The organism is Halomonas sp. AOP22-C1-8 (genome assembly GCF_052378905.1).
GTDB classification, from domain to species: Bacteria; Pseudomonadota; Gammaproteobacteria; order Pseudomonadales; family Halomonadaceae; genus Vreelandella; species Vreelandella citrativorans.
In genome coordinates this window covers 97,136-113,451 of record NZ_JBQSYD010000005.1, presented here as the reverse complement: position 1 = coordinate 113,451, position 16,316 = coordinate 97,136, and the positions used below count along the sequence as shown (strand labels likewise).

The window sequence follows — 16,316 nt, the reverse complement described above, 5'->3', positions numbered from 1 at the left end:
GGATTACTATTGCCCGGCGGCAGCACAGCAGCTGTTTGCCGGGCAAGTGTTTATCACATACCCAACATTGAAAAGCTCACCTAACGACTCCTCTCTCTTCCGCATTACTGCCCGTGACCTCGTGACTAGGCAAACTTTTAAATCATCCAAAGTGACATGAATTGATCCACCGGCATTGCTTCAAGCGTCGCTTGATTGCCGCAGAGCTGGCTAATCTTTTCGCAGCGAAATGCAGGGAAACGGGTGGCGAGATGGCGCTCAAACTTATCGACCAATAGCGGCATTCCCTCTTCTCGACGTCGCTGATGGCCTATCGGATACTCCACTGCAACTTTGTCTGTTGCACTACCATCACGGAAAAAGACCTGTACCGCATTCGTTATAGAGCGTTTCTGCGGGTCGTGGTAATCCGCTGAATAGTCGCTATTCTCCTCGACCACCATTTTGTCGCGCAGTACATCAATTAGCGGATGAGCCGCATGAAAGCTGTCTTCATAGTGCTCGGCGGTAAGCGAGCCAAAGATAAGCGGCACGGCCGTCATGTATTGCAGGCAGTGATCGCGGTCAGCGGGGTTAGCCAACGCTCCGGTTTTGGAAATTATCCGAATCGCTGAATCATGTGTGGTAATCACAATGCGCTCAATATCAGCCAAGCGCTCTTTTACCTGAGCGTGCAGAAGTACGGCCGCTTCGCAGGCGGTTTGGGCATGGAACTCCGCCGGGAAAGCAATTTTGAATAGAATGTTTTCCATCACATAGCACCCAAACTCACGCTGAAAACGCAGGCGCCGCTCTACTTCAGGTTTAAGGCTCAGGTCTTTATTACTATGGCTAAAGGACACATCGTAAAACCCCCATTGCGGTGCGCTGAGCGCGCTGGGAATACCCATCTCACCGCGCAACGCCATATCCGCCAAGCGAACGCCTCGGGAAGTGGCATCGCCAGCCGCCCAGCTTTTGCGCGACCCGGCGTTGGGTGCATGTCGGTAGGTGCGCAGGCTCTGGCCGTCTACCCACGCATGGGAAAGCGCGGCCAGCAACTGCTCGCGCGTAGCGCCCATTAGCTTGGCAACCACCGCCGTCGAAGCCACTTTCACCAACAGTACATGATCCAGCCCCACCCTGTTGAAGCTGTTTTCCAGGGCCAGCACTCCCTGAATTTCATGCGCCATGATCATGGCGTTCAACACATCACGCATCGTCAGAGGCGCATCCCCCTGGGCAACCCGCTTTTGCGACAGGTGATCGGCAACCGCCAGGATGCCACCCAGGTTGTCAGAAGGATGCCCCCACTCGGCGGCAAGCCAGGTATCGTTATAATCCAGCCAGCGGATAGTTGCGCCGATATCCCAGGCCGCTTTTACCGGGTCAAGGCGTAGCGAAGTGCCCGGCACACGCGCCCCAAATGGCACCTGGGTACCTTCTACCAGCGGGCCAAGATGCTTGGTGCACTCTGGAAAACGCAGCGCCAGAAGCCCACAGCCCAACGTATCCATTAAGCAGTAACGAGCCGTAGACAGTGCCGCCGGCGAGGGAGTATCAAAGCTCAGCACATAATCAGCGATTAGCTGTAGCTCATCATCGTATTCTGGCCGCTCGTTTATCTCCGCTGTGACATTCATGGAGTCGCCTCCCAATCAATGCAGTGAGTTAAAAGCTGTCGCCCGGTACGCGTACCGCACCTTCCATTAGCACGCGCGCGCTGCGGCTCATAATGGCCTGATCAATCTGCCAGTGCCCGTCAACCAGATTGGCCTCTGCGCCAACGCGCAAACTGCCCGACGGGTGGCCAAACGTAACGGACTGACGCTTTCCGCCTCCGGCCGCCAAATTAACCAGCGTACCGTCTATCGCAGCGGCAGCAGCAATTGCCACGGCGGCAGTGCCCATCATGGCGTGATGCAATTTACCCATGGACAGCGCCCGCACCACCAGATCGATATCACCAGCGTTAACGGTCTGACCGCTCGAGGAAACATAATCAGTTGGCGGCCCAACAAACGCTACCTTGGGCGTATGTTGGCGGCTCGCAGCCTCACTGACATCCCCTATCAACCCCATACGTACAGCGCCATGGGCACGGATAGTCTCAAACATACTTAATGCTTTACCGTCGCCATTGATGGCGTTTTGCAGCTCGGTACCGCGGTAACCAATATCAGCGGCATTAATAAACACCGTGGGGATACCTGCATTGATAAGGGTAGCTTTCAGAATACCCACACCTGGCACATTCAGGTCATCCACCAGGTTGCCGGTGGGAAAAATCGCCCCCTCGCCGTCAGCCGGGTCCATAAAAGCCACGGGAATTTCGGCGGCGGGAAAGGTCACGCCATCCAACTCGAAATCGCCGGTCTCCTGAACCTCCCCATTCACGATGGGCACCTGCGATACGATAGTTTTCTGGATATTGACCTGCCAGATTCTCACCTCGACCACACCGTTTTCAGGCAGACGTGCCGGATCAACCAGCCCGTTCGCTACGGCAAATGGGCCTACCGCCGCCGAAAGATTGCCGCAGTTGCCGCTCCAATCCACGTAGGGCTTATCGATGGATACTTGGCCAAACACATAATCCACATCGTGATCAGCCGAGTGGCTTTTGGAAAGAATGACCGTTTTACTGGTGCTTGAGGTCGCGCCGCCCATACCGTCAATCTGTTTTTCGTACGGGTCGGGGCTTCCAATCACACGCAGCAGCAGCTTGTCACGCGCCTCGCCCGGCACCTGAGCAGCCTGGGGTAAATCGCTTAATTTAAAAAACACGCCTTTGCTGGTACCGCCACGCATATAGGTGGCGGGGATTTTTATTTGCGGCACATGGCGGGCGTTGGCGACATCAGTCATCTTGTTCACTCCGAAAAATAACCCGGCACTTACGCAGCCGTTGACTCGAGGAAGTCCTGAGCAAAGCGCTGCAGCACACCACCGGCGGCGTAAATTGATACTTCCTCGGCGGTATCCAGGCGGCATTTGACCGCTACGCGCTCGCTGCCCCCGTTTTGACGATGGATCACCAGCGTAAGCATCGCGCCCGGCGAAACAGCCCCCTCAACATCAAAGGTTTCGGTGCCATCCAGGCCTAATGTCGTGCGCGTGGTTCCCGGCTCAAACTCTAGCGGCATTACGCCCATACCAATCAGGTTTGTGCGATGAATACGCTCAAACCCTTCAGCAGCAATGGCTTCCACACCCGCGAGCGCCACACCTTTGGCAGCCCAGTCTCTTGATGAGCCTTGGCCATAATCGGCGCCAGCAATAATGATCAGCGGCTGCTTACGCGCCATGTAGGTTTCGATAGCTTCCCACATGCGGGTCACTTCCCCTTCAGGTTCGACCCGCGCCAGCGATCCCTGAACGACATTGCCTTCTTCATCGCGGACCATTTCGTTAAACAGCTTGGGATTGGCAAAGGTAGCGCGCTGGGCGGTGAGGTGATCGCCGCGATGAGTCGCATAGGAGTTGAAGTCCTCCTCCGGCAGGCCCATTTTCGCCAAATACTCACCCGCCGCGCTGTTAAGCTGAATGGCGTTGGAAGGCGATAGGTGATCGGTGGTGATATTGTCCGGCAAGATTGCCAGCGGGCGCATGCCTTTCAAGGTACGCTCTTTCGCCATATTGCCCTCCCAGTAAGGTGGGCGACGAATGTAGGTACTCTGGGGGCGCCAGTCGTATAGCGGGTTAACCTGGGCACGCGCGCTTTTATCAATATCGAACATGGGGATATAGGTCTGGCGGAACTGCTCGGGCTTCACCGAGGATTTCACAATAGCGTCGATCTCTTCATCGGCTGGCCAGATATCCTTCAAGGTAACGGGATTCCCCGCCTGGTCGATCCCCAGCACGTCTTTTTCAATATCAAAGCGAATAGTGCCTGCAATGGCGTAAGCAACCACTAATGGCGGCGAGGCCAAAAAGGCCTGCTGGGCGTAGGGGTGAATCCGCCCATCAAAGTTGCGGTTACCGGAAAGCACTGCCGTGGCGTAAAGGTCCCGGTCGATAATTTCCTGCTGAATAACAGGGTCAAGCGCACCCGACATGCCGTTACAGGTGGTGCACGCATAAGCCACCACGCCAAACCCCAGATCCTCCAGCTCATTCATCAAGCCGGCTTCTTCCAGGTACATCTTGACCGTTTTTGAACCAGGCGCCAAGGATGACTTTACCCAGGGTTTACGCAACAAGCCGAGCCGGTTGGCGTTGCGCGCAATTAACCCAGCCGCCACCATATTGCGCGGGTTGGACGTATTGGTGCAGCTGGTAATGGCGGCGATAATAACGGCGCCATCAGGCATTTTGCCCGCTTTCTCTTCTTCGCGTGCTGCATCGAGCCCTACCGCAATACCGCGCTGAGCCAGCTCGGAAGTCGGCAGGTGCGCATGTGGGTTGGAAGGCCCTGCCAGCGTCCGCGCGACCGATGAAAGATCAAAGCTCAGCACCCGCTCGTACTCAACCTGCGTCAGGCTGTCCGCCCAAAGGCCGGTGTGCTTGGCATAGGTCTCTACCAGCGCCACCTGCTCATCTTCACGACCGGTGAGCTTCAAGTAATCGATGGTTTGGCTATCGATATAGAACATCGCCGCCGTCGCACCGTACTCGGGCGTCATGTTCGAAATCGTGGCGCGATCACCGACCGTCAGCGCATCGGCGCCTTCGCCATAAAATTCCAGATAGGCACCGACCACGCGCTCTTTACGCAGAAACTCGGTGATCGCCAACACCATATCGGTGCCCGTGATTCCTGGCTGCAGCTTACCGGTCAGCTCTACCCCGACGATATCGGGCAAGCGCATCATGGAAGCGCGCCCAAGCATGACGCTTTCAGCCTCCAGGCCACCCACGCCGACTGAAATAACCCCGAGCGCGTCCACCATGGGGGTATGGCTATCGGTGCCCACGCAGGTATCAGGATAAGCAATGCCGTCCCGGTTCTGCACTACCGGCGACATTTTCTCCAGATTGATCTGGTGCATGATGCCGTTGCCAGGCGGGATAACATCAACGTTTTCAAAAGCCGTTTTGGTCCAGTTGATAAAGTGGAAGCGGTCATCGTTGCGCCGGTCTTCAATGGCGCGATTTTTCTCAAAAGCCCCCTCTTCAAAACCCGGGTGCTCTACCGCCAACGAGTGGTCAACAATCAGTTGGGTGGGGACAACGGGATTGACCTTGGCCGGGTCACCGCCCTTCTCAGCGATGGCATCGCGCAGCCCGGCCAAATCAACCAGCGCCGTCTGGCCTAGAATATCGTGGCATACCACCCGCGCAGGATACCAAGGGAAGTCCAGGTCGCGTCGGCGTTCAATAAGCTGCTTAAGGGCATCGGTGAGAAGCTCAGGATCACAGCGGCGTACCAATTGCTCTGCCAGCACGCGTGATGTGTAAGGGAGCGTGGCGTAGGCTCCTGGCTGAATATCCTCAACGGCTTGGCGCGCATTAAAGTAATCAAGGCTGGTGCCTGGCAGTGGTTGACGATATTGGCTATTCATAGCAAGCAAACTCATGAAAAGGGAGCTAAAAAAACGCCCGGCAAGCAAGCTGCCGGGCCGCACGCTGATTAATCACGCGCCTCAATGGGGACCCATTCGCTTTTTTCAGGACCGATGTAGTCGGCGCTGGGACGGATAATCCGGTTATTGGCCCGCTGTTCAAAGACATGTGCGGCCCACCCCGTTAGCCGGGACATGACAAAAATTGGTGTGAACAGCTTGGTGGGGATATCCATAAAGTGATAGGCGCTGGCATGGAAGAAGTCTGCGTTGCAGAACAGCTTTTTCTCACGCCACATCACTTCTTCGACCCTTTCAGATACGGGATAAAGCACCGTATCGCCTACGTCATCGGCAAGCTTTTTGGCCCACTGCTTGATGATCTCGTTGCGTGGATCAGACTCGCGATAAATCGCGTGGCCAAATCCCATAATTTTATCTTTGCGCTCAAGCATGCCCATGATCTGGCTTTCCGCTTCTTCTGGCGATTTCCAGTTTTCGATCATCGCCATGGCCGCTTCATTGGCACCGCCATGCAGCGGGCCACGCAGCGAACCGATGGCGCCAGTGACGCAAGAGTGCATATCAGAAAGCGTTGAGGCACACACCCGGGCGGTAAAGGTCGACGCATTAAACTCATGCTCGGCATATAAAATAAGCGATACGTTCATCACTCGCGCATGGAGCTCAGAGGCCGGCTCGCCACGCAGTAGATGCAAGAAGTGCCCGCCAACCGATGCAGCGTCGGTTTGGGTATCAATCCGCACTCCGTCATGAGAGTAGCGATACCAGTAGCAAATGATCGAAGGCAACACGGCCAGCAGCCGATCAGCAACGTCCTGCTGCTCGTCAAAACTCTCTTCGGTTTCAAGATTGCCCAACATGGAGGTGCCGGTCCGCATGACATCCATCGGGTGAGCATCTTTCGGAATTTGCTCAAGCACCGTTTTCAGCGCATCGGGCAACCCACGCAAGCCCTTTAATTTGCGGATGTAGTCGTCAAGCTCTGCCTGATTAGGCAATTTACCTTTCAAGAGCAGGTACGCTACTTCTTCAAATTTAGCCTTTTCAGCCAGCTCTTTGATATCAAAGCCACGGTACGTTAGGCCCGAGCCAGTCTTTCCAACAGTACACAAGGCGGTAGTTCCCGCACTTTGTCCACGCAGCCCTGCTCCCGCTAGCGGTTTATCAGCCATGACGAGTCTCCTGGTGTGCTTATCGTTGTACCTATCATTAATTGCAGATGACAGTGTTGTCGTGCGCGCCTCATTGCGGCTCTTCACCCTTTTCGGCGAATAACGCATCCAGTTTCTGCTCGAAATCGTGATAGTTGAGGAAATCGTAGAGTTCATCGCGCGTCTGCATGGTGTTAACGACTTCTTTTTGATGGCCATTATCCAGAATGCTTTGATAGACATTCAGGGCAGCAGCGTTCATCGCTCGAAACGCAGAGAGCGGGTAAAGCACCATGCGACAACCAACCTCGCCAAGCTCGGCTTGAGTAAAGAGCGGCGTCGCACCAAACTCAGTGATATTGGCCAGAATCGGGGCATCCACTCGCTCGCAGAATGCCTGGTAATCAGAAAGGGTGTATACGGCTTCAGCAAAGATGGCATCCGCACCGGCTTCAACGCAGGCATTGGCGCGCTCAATAGCCGCGTCCAGGCCCTCTTTTTGAAAAGCATCGGTGCGTGCAATCAGATAAAAATCGGGATCTATTCGGGCATCGGCGGCCGCTTTAATGCGATCAACCATCTCAGCCTGGGAAACAATTGCCTTGTTGGGTCGATGGCCACAACGTTTTTGCGCCACCTGGTCCTCCAGATGAACGGCGGCGACGCCAGCACGCTGCATCTCTTTCACTGTACGGGAAATATTGAACGCGCCGCCCCATCCGGTATCAATATCCACCAGCAACGGCAGGTCCGTTGCACCACAGATACGGCGCGCATCCTCGGCGACATCGTTCATGCTGGTCATCCCTAAATCAGGCAGTCCAAACGAGGCATTTGCCACCCCACCGCCGGAAAGGTAGATCGCCTGATGGCCGACACGTTCAGCCATCATCGCCGTATACGCATTAATAGTGCCTAAAATGGCCAGCGGGCGCTGGGCGTCAAGGGCGGCTTTAAAACGGGCGCCAGGGGTGAGCGTTGACATTAGCGTGTCTCCTGAAGGGTAGTGGCCTGCCGTTCCTCGGCAGGCTCAGATGATTGCTGTTTAAGAATCGCGGCATAACGGTCGGCAACATTGGCACGCGAGGCACTGACGTGGCGGCGCATTAATAGCTCAGCAAGTTCGGCGTCGCCTGCTTCAATGGCGTCCACGATCCGGTGGTGCTCAACAAAGGCACGCTGCGGGCGCGTACCGCTGGCACTAAACTGCGTACGATAAAGGCGCACCAGGTAATACAAGTCATTGCACAGCAGGCTCATTAGCATCTTGTTGTGGCTGCCTTGCACAATTCGGTAATGAAAGTCGAGATCACCCTCACGCTGATAGTAAGCTTCACCGCGCTGTAAATCGGCCTGCCCTTCGTGCAGTGCCAGCACATCACGAAGGCCTTGTATTTCCTCTGCCGACATGTGCTCCGCTGCTAGCCTTGCGGCCATGCTTTCCAATGCTTCGCGTACATCAAACAGCTCTATCAGCTCTTTCATAGAGAGCTTAACGACGCGTGCGCCGACGTGAGGTACGCGCTCAATCAAGCGATGAGACTCTAAACGCCGCATGGCTTCGCGAAGCGGACCACGAGAAATGCCGTACGTTTTTGAAAGCCCGGGCTCAGTGATTTTGCTGCCAGGCGCCAAGACGCCACGAACAATATCGCTTTGCAGTTGATGAAATACCCGCTCGGCTAGCGTGCGCACTTCAGGCGGCGCTATTTCAAGCGACGAATCAACAGAATAAGGGGCGCTAATGGATGAACTCATGGCGAATTGTCGACAATTAGGAAAGTATTCAAACTTTAGCTGCGCGCCTTTCTAGCGTCAACCATAGAATACTGGCGATTTTATGCATCTTTGGTTGTAAGCAAAAAGTCTATCCCTCTCACCAGTGTCAACAATCTCGCTAAAACCGTTAGAAGCACATCGATTACATTGCTGGTGTCGGCCTTCAACGCCCTCTAAAATGAGCAGCCTTTTACCGGCGAGGCGTTTGCTCCATGACCACGGCATTGTCGATATTTACGCTGCCCTATTCTTCTGACCCGTTAGCGCTGTTTGATTCGCTTCGCCAACGCCCAAGTGCAGTACTTTTGGATAGTGGCCGCCCCGTCGCTCAAGGCCGCTACGATATTCTGAGCAGCGACCCCTTAGCGACGCTGGAAGTGGACGCCACAGGCAAGTCAGAGCTTGCGAGTGAACAGCTCAATATAGCGGATCTACCGCCAGGCGATTGCTTTGCTCAGCAGCAGTGGCTGTTAAATCAGCTACCGCACCAGGCTACGGAGGTTAATCAACACGCTTTACATAGCGAGCTGCCCTTTATGGGCGGGCTGATAGGCTACTGGGGCTATGACCTTGGGCGCTCACTGGCGACCCACCAACAACCTCAGGTGACTCACCTTCCTCAGGCGCGCCTGGGCCTTTATGACTGGTGCATCACCCTTGACCACGTAGCAAAGCGGGCGTGGCTGGTAGCCACCGCGCAGCGTCGAGAGCAGGTTCTAGAGTGGCTAGACCAGGCGCCGCCCAAACGCCCTCCTTTTGCCTTAACCGAACCCTTTCAAGCAGAGCTTAGCCAGAGCGATTACGCTGAACGCTTCAAAGCCGTTCAGCGCTATATTCTGGCGGGCGACTGTTATCAGATTAACCTCGCCCAGCGCTTTTCTGCTGCCTACCAGGGCGATGAATGGCAGGCCTATTTACGCTTACGCAACGCCACGCCCACACCGTTTTCAGGCTTCATGGCTTGGGGCCAGCAGGCCGTTCTCTCTCTTTCACCCGAGCGGTTTATCAAAAGCAATAATGGCGCGGTTGAGGCTCGTCCTATAAAAGGCACCCGACCACGGGGCGCTACGGCTGATGAGGATCTTGCTCTGGCCAATGATCTAACGAGCAGCCTTAAAGATCGTGCTGAAAACGTCATGATCGTTGATTTACTGCGCAATGACCTGGGCCGTGTATGTAAGCCAGGCAGTATCAATGTGCCCCAACTCTGCAAGCTGGAAAGCTACCCTAATGTGCATCATCTGGTGAGCGTAGTGCGCGGACAGCTCGCGTCCGGCGCCTCCCCTCTTGCCTTATTGGCGGCGGCCTTTCCCGGCGGGTCGATTACCGGCGCGCCCAAGGTTCGCGCCATGCAGATTATCGCCGAGCTTGAGCCGTGTCAGCGCAGCGTGTACTGCGGAAGCATGGGATACGTTGATATACGTGGCAGCATGGACACTTCTATTACTATTCGTACGTTAGCGGCGGATGCCGGGAGGCTTCACGTGTGGGGCGGCGGTGGGCTGGTTGCCGACTCAGCACTTGAGGAAGAGTACGTGGAGACACTGGATAAAATTCGCCACCTTATTAAGGCACTGGAATAACAGCCGCCGTACTTAAATCAAAAAGGAATATAAAAGCCAAACCAAACGGTATTGGGGGGAACGACGGACAGTTTGATAGCCTAGCGGTATGGTTCATTAATATGACAAGGAGGCAGCATGTCCTCATCGCTAGATGCGATCAATCGTGATTTTTCCGAGAACGATTTTAGCAAGAACCCACAAGCACTTATTGAGTGGGCGTTAACACAAGGCGAAAGGGCGATCTGTACGACGAACTTTCGCCCTTTTGAAGCCGTTATTCTGCACATGGTGACACAGGTACGTCCTGACATGCCGATTGTCTGGATGGACAGTGGCTATAACACCGAAGCCACTTATCAATTCGCCGACGAGCTAATAACGCGCTTGAACCTGAACATGGTCAGCTATATACCCAAGCGGACGCGCGCGCATCGTGAAGCGCTCGAAGGCCCCATGCCGGGCATTGATGACTCGCGCCATGCGGCCTTCACCCAAGAGGTCAAAATCGAGCCGTTTGAACGTGCATTAAGTGAGATGCGCCCTGACGTATGGTTTACAGCGCTTCGTGCAGAAGACACGCCCGAACGGGCCAAAATGCAGCCCGTCAGCCGTAACAGTGATGGGCTGGTTAAAGTGGCGCCGGTGTTGCATTGGAGTGCTAAAGAGATGTATCAATATTTACAGGCGCACGACCTGCCTAACAACTTCGATTACTTCGACCCCACCAAGGTGGAAGAAAAACGCGAGTGCGGTTTGCACCTACAGCATTAAGCCTTTCTCTGAAAATCTGTCATTGAAAAACCAGGTATTGAAAGACCTGGCTCCAGGTTAGGCCACAAGCCAAACGTACGACTCACGTTGTTAGCAGCTTGCCAGCGGTTTCGCTGGCATCATGCCCCCCCTAACAACGTGAGCGCTTAAAGCGTTAGTGTTTTCGTAGGTACTTCTAATCCGTGCTTGTGATAAGTACGTGTGGTAAGTGCGTGTAACAAGCACTTGTCACACATCAGTGCCACAAGCTATTAGTACTCGGGCAGCTCTATCCCTTCAAACAGCGCTTGTTCAAAGCGTGGGCCAGCAATGAGCGCCTCATCCACACGGTCTCGCGTCAAGTGTGGGGCAAAGCGCGCCAGGAAATCGTACATATAGCCACGCATAAACGTGCCCCGGCGAATGCCTATTTTAGTCGTTGAACTCGCAAACAGGTGGCTGGCATCCACCGCGACTAAATCCCCGTCCAACTTATCGTCTACCGCCATATGTGCCACGATCCCAACGCCCATGCCGAGCCGCACATAGGTTTTAATCACGTCGGCATCCGCTGCCGTTAGCACAACGTTAGGCGTCAAACCCTTCGCTTTAAACGCATCATCCAACTGGGAACGGCCAGTAAATCCAAAGACATACGTCACCAGCGGATGTTCTGCCAACGCTTCCAGCGTTAAAGGTCCACTCAGTTCTGCCAGTGGGTGGCCTTTAGGCACCAGGATACAGCGATTCCAGCGGTAACAAGGCAAGAGCACCAGGTCTGTAAACAGCTCCAGCGATTCAGTGGCAATCGCAAAATCGGCCTGCCCCTCACTCACCATTTGCGCAATTTGCTTAGGCGTACCCTGCTGCATATGTAGCGCGACTTCCGGATATTTCAGTGTAAATTCACTGATAATCGGCGGAAGTGCATAGCGTGCCTGGGTATGCGTGGTCGCAATAGATAAGCTTCCCCGCCGCTCATCGCTATGCTCCTGGGCCACCTGTTTAATATTTTCGGTAAGCTTGAGCACCTGGCCCGCCAGGTTAATAATGGACTGACCTGCTGGCGTTACCCGGGTTAGATGTTTTCCGCTACGCGCGAAAATCTCAACGCCCAGCTCATCCTCCAACAGCCGTATTTGCTTGGAAATACCAGGCTGAGAGGTAAACAGGCTTTGAGCGGTCGCCGATACATTTAGGTTGTGTCGGTTAACTTCCCAAATATAGCGAAGTTGTTGTAGCTTCATATCATCACCTCATTATCTATACCGATAGCAGGCAGGTCATCTAACGCTGGCACCGCCTATCTTGCACTCGCCACAAAGCACTATTTGGCATAAAAAAACATTCTATAATTCACTTATATTATAAGAGATAATCTCTATTAGCATCTATTAATTTTGTAATTAAGCACAAAAATAAGCGCAGATATTTGCCAGCAAACGCCGCGCCCGCTAACATCTGCCGACTTGGCGTAATGAAAGTGCGCAGGTTTAACGCGTAATGACCGTTGCTCCATTTGAGGCAACGACACTGCAAGAGCAACGCAAACGGGAGAAGCAAATGGCTAATAATGTTGACGTCACTAACGCTAATTTTGAGCAAGAAGTCCTCAACGCCGACCAGCCTGTCCTGCTAAAATTTTGGGCGCCCTGGTGTGGCCCGTGTAAAGTTATGGCACCGGTTGTCGATGAAGTGGCAGCCGAGCGCGGTGATAACTTAAAAGTGGTCAGCGTAAACGTTGACGATGCGCCTGAAATTGCCGCAGAACAAGGCGTACGCGGTGTACCGACCGTTATGCTGTTCAAGTCTGGTACCAAAGTCGCCTCACTGGTAGGCGCGCAATCCAAGTCTCAACTAACGCAATTCATCGACCAAAACGCTTGATGAAATTGGCCACCGCCGGCACAACCGGTGGTGGCCGTGCGGCCCCTCTGTTAACTCTCCCCCTCTTTTAGATGCTCTTCAGGCGTAGCACTATTTTTACGTTTCCACGGTGCGCGACCTGCATCTTGCTGGCTAAGATAACGCCCCGTGCGGTGTCTCCCTGGTCCCAGAAAATGGGCAATCCAACGCGTCTGCGGATGGCTATCCAAGGCAATTTTTAGGGTCATGGTTAACACGACAGATAGCAGCATCCCCGCCGGTCCAAAAATCCACCCCCAAACAACCAGCGAAAGAAACGCCACAAACGTTGAAAGTCCTAGCGCTTGCCCCATGACACGCGGTTCAATCAGGTTACCAAGTACAAAGTTAATGACCAGATAAGCGGACGCCAGCAGCAGCGCCTGTAGCGCGCCACCGTCCTGGGACACCAGAAGCAGCAGCACTGGAGGGATAGCCGCAAGTGCTGAGCCAATGTTAGGGATAAAGTTAAGCCCAAACGCCAGAACGCCCCAAAGTAATGGGAAATCAACCCCGACAATCACACAGGAGAGCCAAATTAATACCGCCGTGGCCAGGCTAATCATTGTTTTTACGGCCAAATAGCGCTTTAGCGTTAAACTAAACTCGCTAAAGCGCTTTAAACTAGGCGCAGGGTTCTCCAAGGCACGCGAAACTTTTTGGCGAAGGTTCAGCGTTTCAAACAGCATAAAAATAACCAGCAACCCCACGATGATACTTTGCATCACCAGGTTGCCCAGTTCACTCAACAGCATCGCCACCCAAGAAGAGCCTTCCTCATCCGTATTGAAAAAGACGGCGCTAAGCTCATCAGGGTCAATATTGAAGCCATGCATGGCGAGCGTATTAAGCAAATCCCAGTAGTGCTCGTAAAGCCGCTCTTCAATATCGGGCAGCGCCGCCACAAAGGTGCTAAAACTGTTGACGACCAACACGCCAATCAGAGAAAGAAACCCCAACAACACCATCAGGGTTAAAAATGCCGACATTCTCATGCTCAAGCCACAACGGTGTAGCCATTGCACCGGAGAGGTACACACCACGGCGATAAATACCGCCAGCAGCAAGGGCACCAGTAGATCCGCCCCCACTTTCATACCCGCAATAATGACCACTAGCGCCGCTAGTGCCAACGTGGCATTTAAGGGAATACTTCGATAATCCTCATCCGACAATTTCGACATAGCCTTATCCTTAGCTCGTTATCCATACATAATGGCGTTAATAGCGGTATTGCACAAACCATGCAAATAATAAGCAACTGTTTTACGTCGTCTCTTTTGCGCTGAACTTTCCCCACAATCGCTATTCCAAGCAAGCGTCTATGCTTTTAATTAATGCGTACCCGGCTAGTTCTTTCTACCTCAAGGAGTTTCTCTATGAGTCCAGTATCGGCACGTTTACCGCGTTTTCGTTATGGAATATTAAGTGGTGCTCTGTTGGCGCTTCTGAGCACTCCGCTTGCTTTTGCAGCGCCTCCTGCGCCGCCAAGCCTAAGTGTTCAGGCGCAATCCTGGGTTGAGGTTGAACCCGACCAGGCGACGTTCACTGCGCGCCTTTGGGAAAACACGCCTGCCGTTTCTTCACTGGAAGATACCGACAGCGAAGCGTTAGGAGAAGCCCGTGAACGCCTTGAGAATCGTGCCAGCGAACTGATCGAAGCCATTGAAGCCCTGGGAATTGAGCGACGCGCTATCAATGCGGGGTCGTTGAACGTTTATCCTGACCATGTCGCTGCGCCACGCAGCGAAAATGGCGACCAGGAGATGCTCCAACGCACACGTCTTGAACGCCCGTTCAGCATAGAGCTAACCGACCTTGATCAATTGGGCGATGTGCTCAACGCGCTGATCGGGGTGGGCGTGAATGCAATGGACGGCGTCCAATTTGATTTACAGGACAGAGAAGCCGCCACCGATGAAGCGCTGGTAAAAGCACTGGAGAAAGCTCGCCACAAAGCCAACCTGATGGCCAGCACGCTGGAAACCGAGCTCGGCCACGTTCAGCGTATTGAAGAGACGCAAGCGCCTATGTTTCAGCCCCGTATGATGGCCATGCGGGCTGAGAGTGATATGGCCAGTAGCGGATCACAAAGCGATTACAGCCCCGGCACCATTCGTATTGATGCCGGGGTTAATGTCGAATGGACGCTTAAAGGGCCAGACGCTCCTGACCACCAAGATAGGGACGTAGCGGCTCAGGAATAACCACCGAGCCGTCTGCCTGCTGATGATTTTCAAGTATTGCCAGCAGGCAACGGCCAACGGCCAAGCCAGAACCATTTAACGTATGCAGGAGCTGTGGCTTTTTCACATCCGGTTGACGGAAGCGAGCCTGCATACGTCGTGCCTGAAAGTCTTCGCAGTTGGAAACAGACGAAATTTCCCGATAAGTGCTCTGGCTGGGCAGCCAGACTTCCAGGTCGTAGGTTTTCGACGCTCCAAAGCCCATATCGCCCGTGCAAAGAGTCACTACGCGGTACGGCAACTCTAACGCTTGTAAGATCGCCTCTGCATGACCACGCATTTCATCCAGCGCTTCATAGCTCTTCTCTGGTTCTACAATCTGCACCATTTCCACTTTATCAAACTGATGCTGACGGATCATGCCGCGAGTATCACGCCCGTGCGAACCGGCCTCGCTACGAAAACACGGCGTGTGCGCCGTAAGCTTCATCGGCAATGCCGCTTGATCCACAATCTCATCACGCACAAAGTTGGTGAGCGGCACTTCAGAAGTAGGAATCAAGTAGTACTCGCGCTCATCATCCAGCTTGAACAGATCTTCGCCAAACTTCGGCAGCTGGCCGGTGCCCGTTAGTGAGTCGCGATTCACCATATAGGGCACGTAGCACTCTTCATAGCCGTGCTTCTCGGTTTGGGTATCCAGCATAAATTGAGCCAGCGCACGGTGCAGACGAGCAATGGGCCCACGCATAACGGCAAAACGGGCGCCGGTCAGTTTAACGGCCAATTCAAAATCCAGATAACCGGATTTTTTGCCTAAATCGACATGATCGAGTACCTCAAAATCGAACTCACGTGGCGTACCCCAGCGGTGCAATTCAACGTTGTCTTCTTCTTTTTCACCTTCAGGCACGCTTTCATGGGGAAGGTTAGGAATGCCGCTGACCGCGTCATCCCAGGCCGCTTGTACCTCTGCCAATTCGTGCTTAGCGTTGTCCAGACGATCGCCTAAATCGCTGACTTCATCCAACAGCGGCTGGATATCTTCGCCACTGGCTTTGGCCTTGCCAATGGCTTTTGAGCGCGTATTACGCTCGCTTTGCAGTTGCTCGGTCTGCGTTTGCAATTCACGGCGGCGCGATTCCAGCGTCTGAAGCCCCTCTTTATCCAGTACAAAGCCGCGACGAGCTAGTTGTTGCGCTAGCGCGTCCAGATCACCGCGCAGCAGTTTCGGATCGAGCATGAGTTATTCCTTGGCCTGTATTCAGTTAAACACGGCGCCAAACGCCAGTATCAAAGGCCCTATTGTAGGCAAAAGCACGGCGGGGAGCTATGGGGGCGTTATAGCAACGTGCCCGGCAACTCACGTCGGCGGGTAAATAACCAGAGGCTGCTTCGAAGCCGCGGCCGCCCGTAAGCGCTCACTTCGCCCATTACAAGCCCCCGCCCTTCTTACTAAAAAGTGATAAA

The 16,316-nt window shown here is 54.1% G+C and carries 13 protein-coding genes; 4 read left to right on the top strand and 9 right to left on the bottom strand.

Annotated elements, in window-relative coordinates:
- Positions 1-137 precede the first annotated feature (137 nt).
- The 6 genes from prpD to ACT3TY_RS04470 all read right to left on the bottom strand — a co-directional run bounded on the left by prpD (position 138) and on the right by ACT3TY_RS04470 (position 8,419).
- Positions 138-1,622 carry a 2-methylcitrate dehydratase gene (gene prpD / locus ACT3TY_RS04495; RefSeq protein WP_441678771.1) on the bottom strand — a complete coding sequence of 495 codons (1,485 nt, stop codon included), beginning with the start codon at positions 1,620-1,622 and terminating at the stop codon, positions 138-140.
- Between the two features lie 28 nt (positions 1,623-1,650).
- Positions 1,651-2,847: a 2-methylaconitate cis-trans isomerase PrpF gene (gene prpF / locus ACT3TY_RS04490; protein WP_172117081.1), complete on the bottom strand. Its 1,197-nt coding sequence runs from the start codon at positions 2,845-2,847 to the stop codon at positions 1,651-1,653.
- A 29-nt stretch (positions 2,848-2,876) separates the two neighbouring features.
- Positions 2,877-5,486 carry a Fe/S-dependent 2-methylisocitrate dehydratase AcnD gene (acnD, locus tag ACT3TY_RS04485; protein ID WP_441678773.1) on the bottom strand — a complete coding sequence of 870 codons (2,610 nt, stop codon included), beginning with the start codon at positions 5,484-5,486 and terminating at the stop codon, positions 2,877-2,879.
- A 68-nt stretch (positions 5,487-5,554) separates the two neighbouring features.
- On the bottom strand, positions 5,555-6,682 hold the full coding sequence (gene prpC, locus ACT3TY_RS04480; RefSeq protein ID WP_193054882.1) for a bifunctional 2-methylcitrate synthase/citrate synthase: 1,128 nt from the start codon (positions 6,680-6,682) through the stop codon (positions 5,555-5,557).
- Positions 6,683-6,752: 70 nt separating this feature from the next.
- A complete protein-coding gene (prpB, locus tag ACT3TY_RS04475) occupies positions 6,753-7,646 on the bottom strand; it encodes a methylisocitrate lyase (protein ID WP_444627468.1) in 894 nt (297 codons plus the stop codon).
- Positions 7,646-8,419, bottom strand: a complete 774-nt coding sequence (locus ACT3TY_RS04470) for a GntR family transcriptional regulator (RefSeq protein ID WP_193057101.1) — start codon at positions 8,417-8,419, stop codon at positions 7,646-7,648. The genes prpB and ACT3TY_RS04470 overlap by 1 nt, the downstream gene beginning before the upstream one ends.
- A gap of 233 nt (positions 8,420-8,652) precedes the next feature.
- Between ACT3TY_RS04470 and pabB the strand changes: the two genes are divergently transcribed.
- Positions 8,653-10,023: an aminodeoxychorismate synthase component I gene (gene pabB / locus ACT3TY_RS04465; protein ID WP_444627466.1), complete on the top strand. Its 1,371-nt coding sequence runs from the start codon at positions 8,653-8,655 to the stop codon at positions 10,021-10,023.
- 117 nt (positions 10,024-10,140) lie between these two features.
- Positions 10,141-10,776, top strand: a complete 636-nt coding sequence (locus tag ACT3TY_RS04460) for a phosphoadenosine phosphosulfate reductase domain-containing protein (protein WP_193057099.1) — start codon at positions 10,141-10,143, stop codon at positions 10,774-10,776.
- A gap of 251 nt (positions 10,777-11,027) precedes the next feature.
- Here ACT3TY_RS04460 and cysB read toward each other — a convergent pair whose 3' ends face one another.
- Positions 11,028-12,002 (bottom strand): HTH-type transcriptional regulator CysB, encoded by a 975-nt coding sequence (gene cysB / locus ACT3TY_RS04455; RefSeq protein WP_444627465.1) that lies wholly within the window; start codon positions 12,000-12,002, stop codon positions 11,028-11,030.
- 256 nt (positions 12,003-12,258) lie between these two features.
- On the opposite strand from cysB, the gene trxA reads away from it, so the two are divergent.
- Complete coding sequence (trxA, locus tag ACT3TY_RS04450; RefSeq protein ID WP_140398967.1) at positions 12,259-12,642, top strand: thioredoxin; 384 nt, start codon at positions 12,259-12,261, stop codon at positions 12,640-12,642.
- A 50-nt stretch (positions 12,643-12,692) separates the two neighbouring features.
- Here the strand turns inward: trxA and ACT3TY_RS04445 are convergent, their stop codons facing one another.
- Complete coding sequence (locus ACT3TY_RS04445) at positions 12,693-13,844, bottom strand: AI-2E family transporter (RefSeq protein ID WP_444627464.1); 1,152 nt, start codon at positions 13,842-13,844, stop codon at positions 12,693-12,695.
- 195 nt (positions 13,845-14,039) lie between these two features.
- On the opposite strand from ACT3TY_RS04445, the gene ACT3TY_RS04440 reads away from it, so the two are divergent.
- Complete coding sequence (locus ACT3TY_RS04440) at positions 14,040-14,867, top strand: SIMPL domain-containing protein (RefSeq protein WP_444627463.1); 828 nt, start codon at positions 14,040-14,042, stop codon at positions 14,865-14,867.
- Here the strand turns inward: ACT3TY_RS04440 and serS are convergent.
- Positions 14,812-16,089, bottom strand: coding sequence for a serine--tRNA ligase (gene serS, locus ACT3TY_RS04435; protein ID WP_444627462.1), 1,278 nt, complete (start codon positions 16,087-16,089; stop codon positions 14,812-14,814). The two genes, ACT3TY_RS04440 and serS, sit on opposite strands and share 56 nt — an antisense overlap.
- Positions 16,090-16,316 lie beyond the last annotated feature (227 nt).

What these genes read in the sequence shown, in the direction of transcription:
- prpC (WP_193054882.1), bottom strand. Translation starts at nt 6,682, where the DNA reads ATGGCTGATAAACCGCTAGCGGGAGCAGGGCTGCGTGGACAAAGTGCG.
- cysB (WP_444627465.1), bottom strand. Translation starts at nt 12,002, where the DNA reads ATGAAGCTACAACAACTTCGCTATATTTGGGAAGTTAACCGACACAAC.
- ACT3TY_RS04460 (WP_193057099.1), top strand. Translation starts at nt 10,141, where the DNA reads ATGTCCTCATCGCTAGATGCGATCAATCGTGATTTTTCCGAGAACGAT.
- serS (WP_444627462.1), bottom strand. Translation starts at nt 16,089, where the DNA reads ATGCTCGATCCGAAACTGCTGCGCGGTGATCTGGACGCGCTAGCGCAA.
- pabB (WP_444627466.1), top strand. Translation starts at nt 8,653, where the DNA reads ATGACCACGGCATTGTCGATATTTACGCTGCCCTATTCTTCTGACCCG.
- ACT3TY_RS04440 (WP_444627463.1), top strand. Translation starts at nt 14,040, where the DNA reads ATGAGTCCAGTATCGGCACGTTTACCGCGTTTTCGTTATGGAATATTA.
- trxA (WP_140398967.1), top strand. Translation starts at nt 12,259, where the DNA reads ATGACCGTTGCTCCATTTGAGGCAACGACACTGCAAGAGCAACGCAAA.
- prpF (WP_172117081.1), bottom strand. Translation starts at nt 2,847, where the DNA reads ATGACTGATGTCGCCAACGCCCGCCATGTGCCGCAAATAAAAATCCCC.
- ACT3TY_RS04470 (WP_193057101.1), bottom strand. Translation starts at nt 8,419, where the DNA reads ATGAGTTCATCCATTAGCGCCCCTTATTCTGTTGATTCGTCGCTTGAA.
- prpB (WP_444627468.1), bottom strand. Translation starts at nt 7,646, where the DNA reads ATGTCAACGCTCACCCCTGGCGCCCGTTTTAAAGCCGCCCTTGACGCC.
- prpD (WP_441678771.1), bottom strand. Translation starts at nt 1,622, where the DNA reads ATGAATGTCACAGCGGAGATAAACGAGCGGCCAGAATACGATGATGAG.
- acnD (WP_441678773.1), bottom strand. Translation starts at nt 5,486, where the DNA reads ATGAATAGCCAATATCGTCAACCACTGCCAGGCACCAGCCTTGATTAC.
- ACT3TY_RS04445 (WP_444627464.1), bottom strand. Translation starts at nt 13,844, where the DNA reads ATGTCGAAATTGTCGGATGAGGATTATCGAAGTATTCCCTTAAATGCC.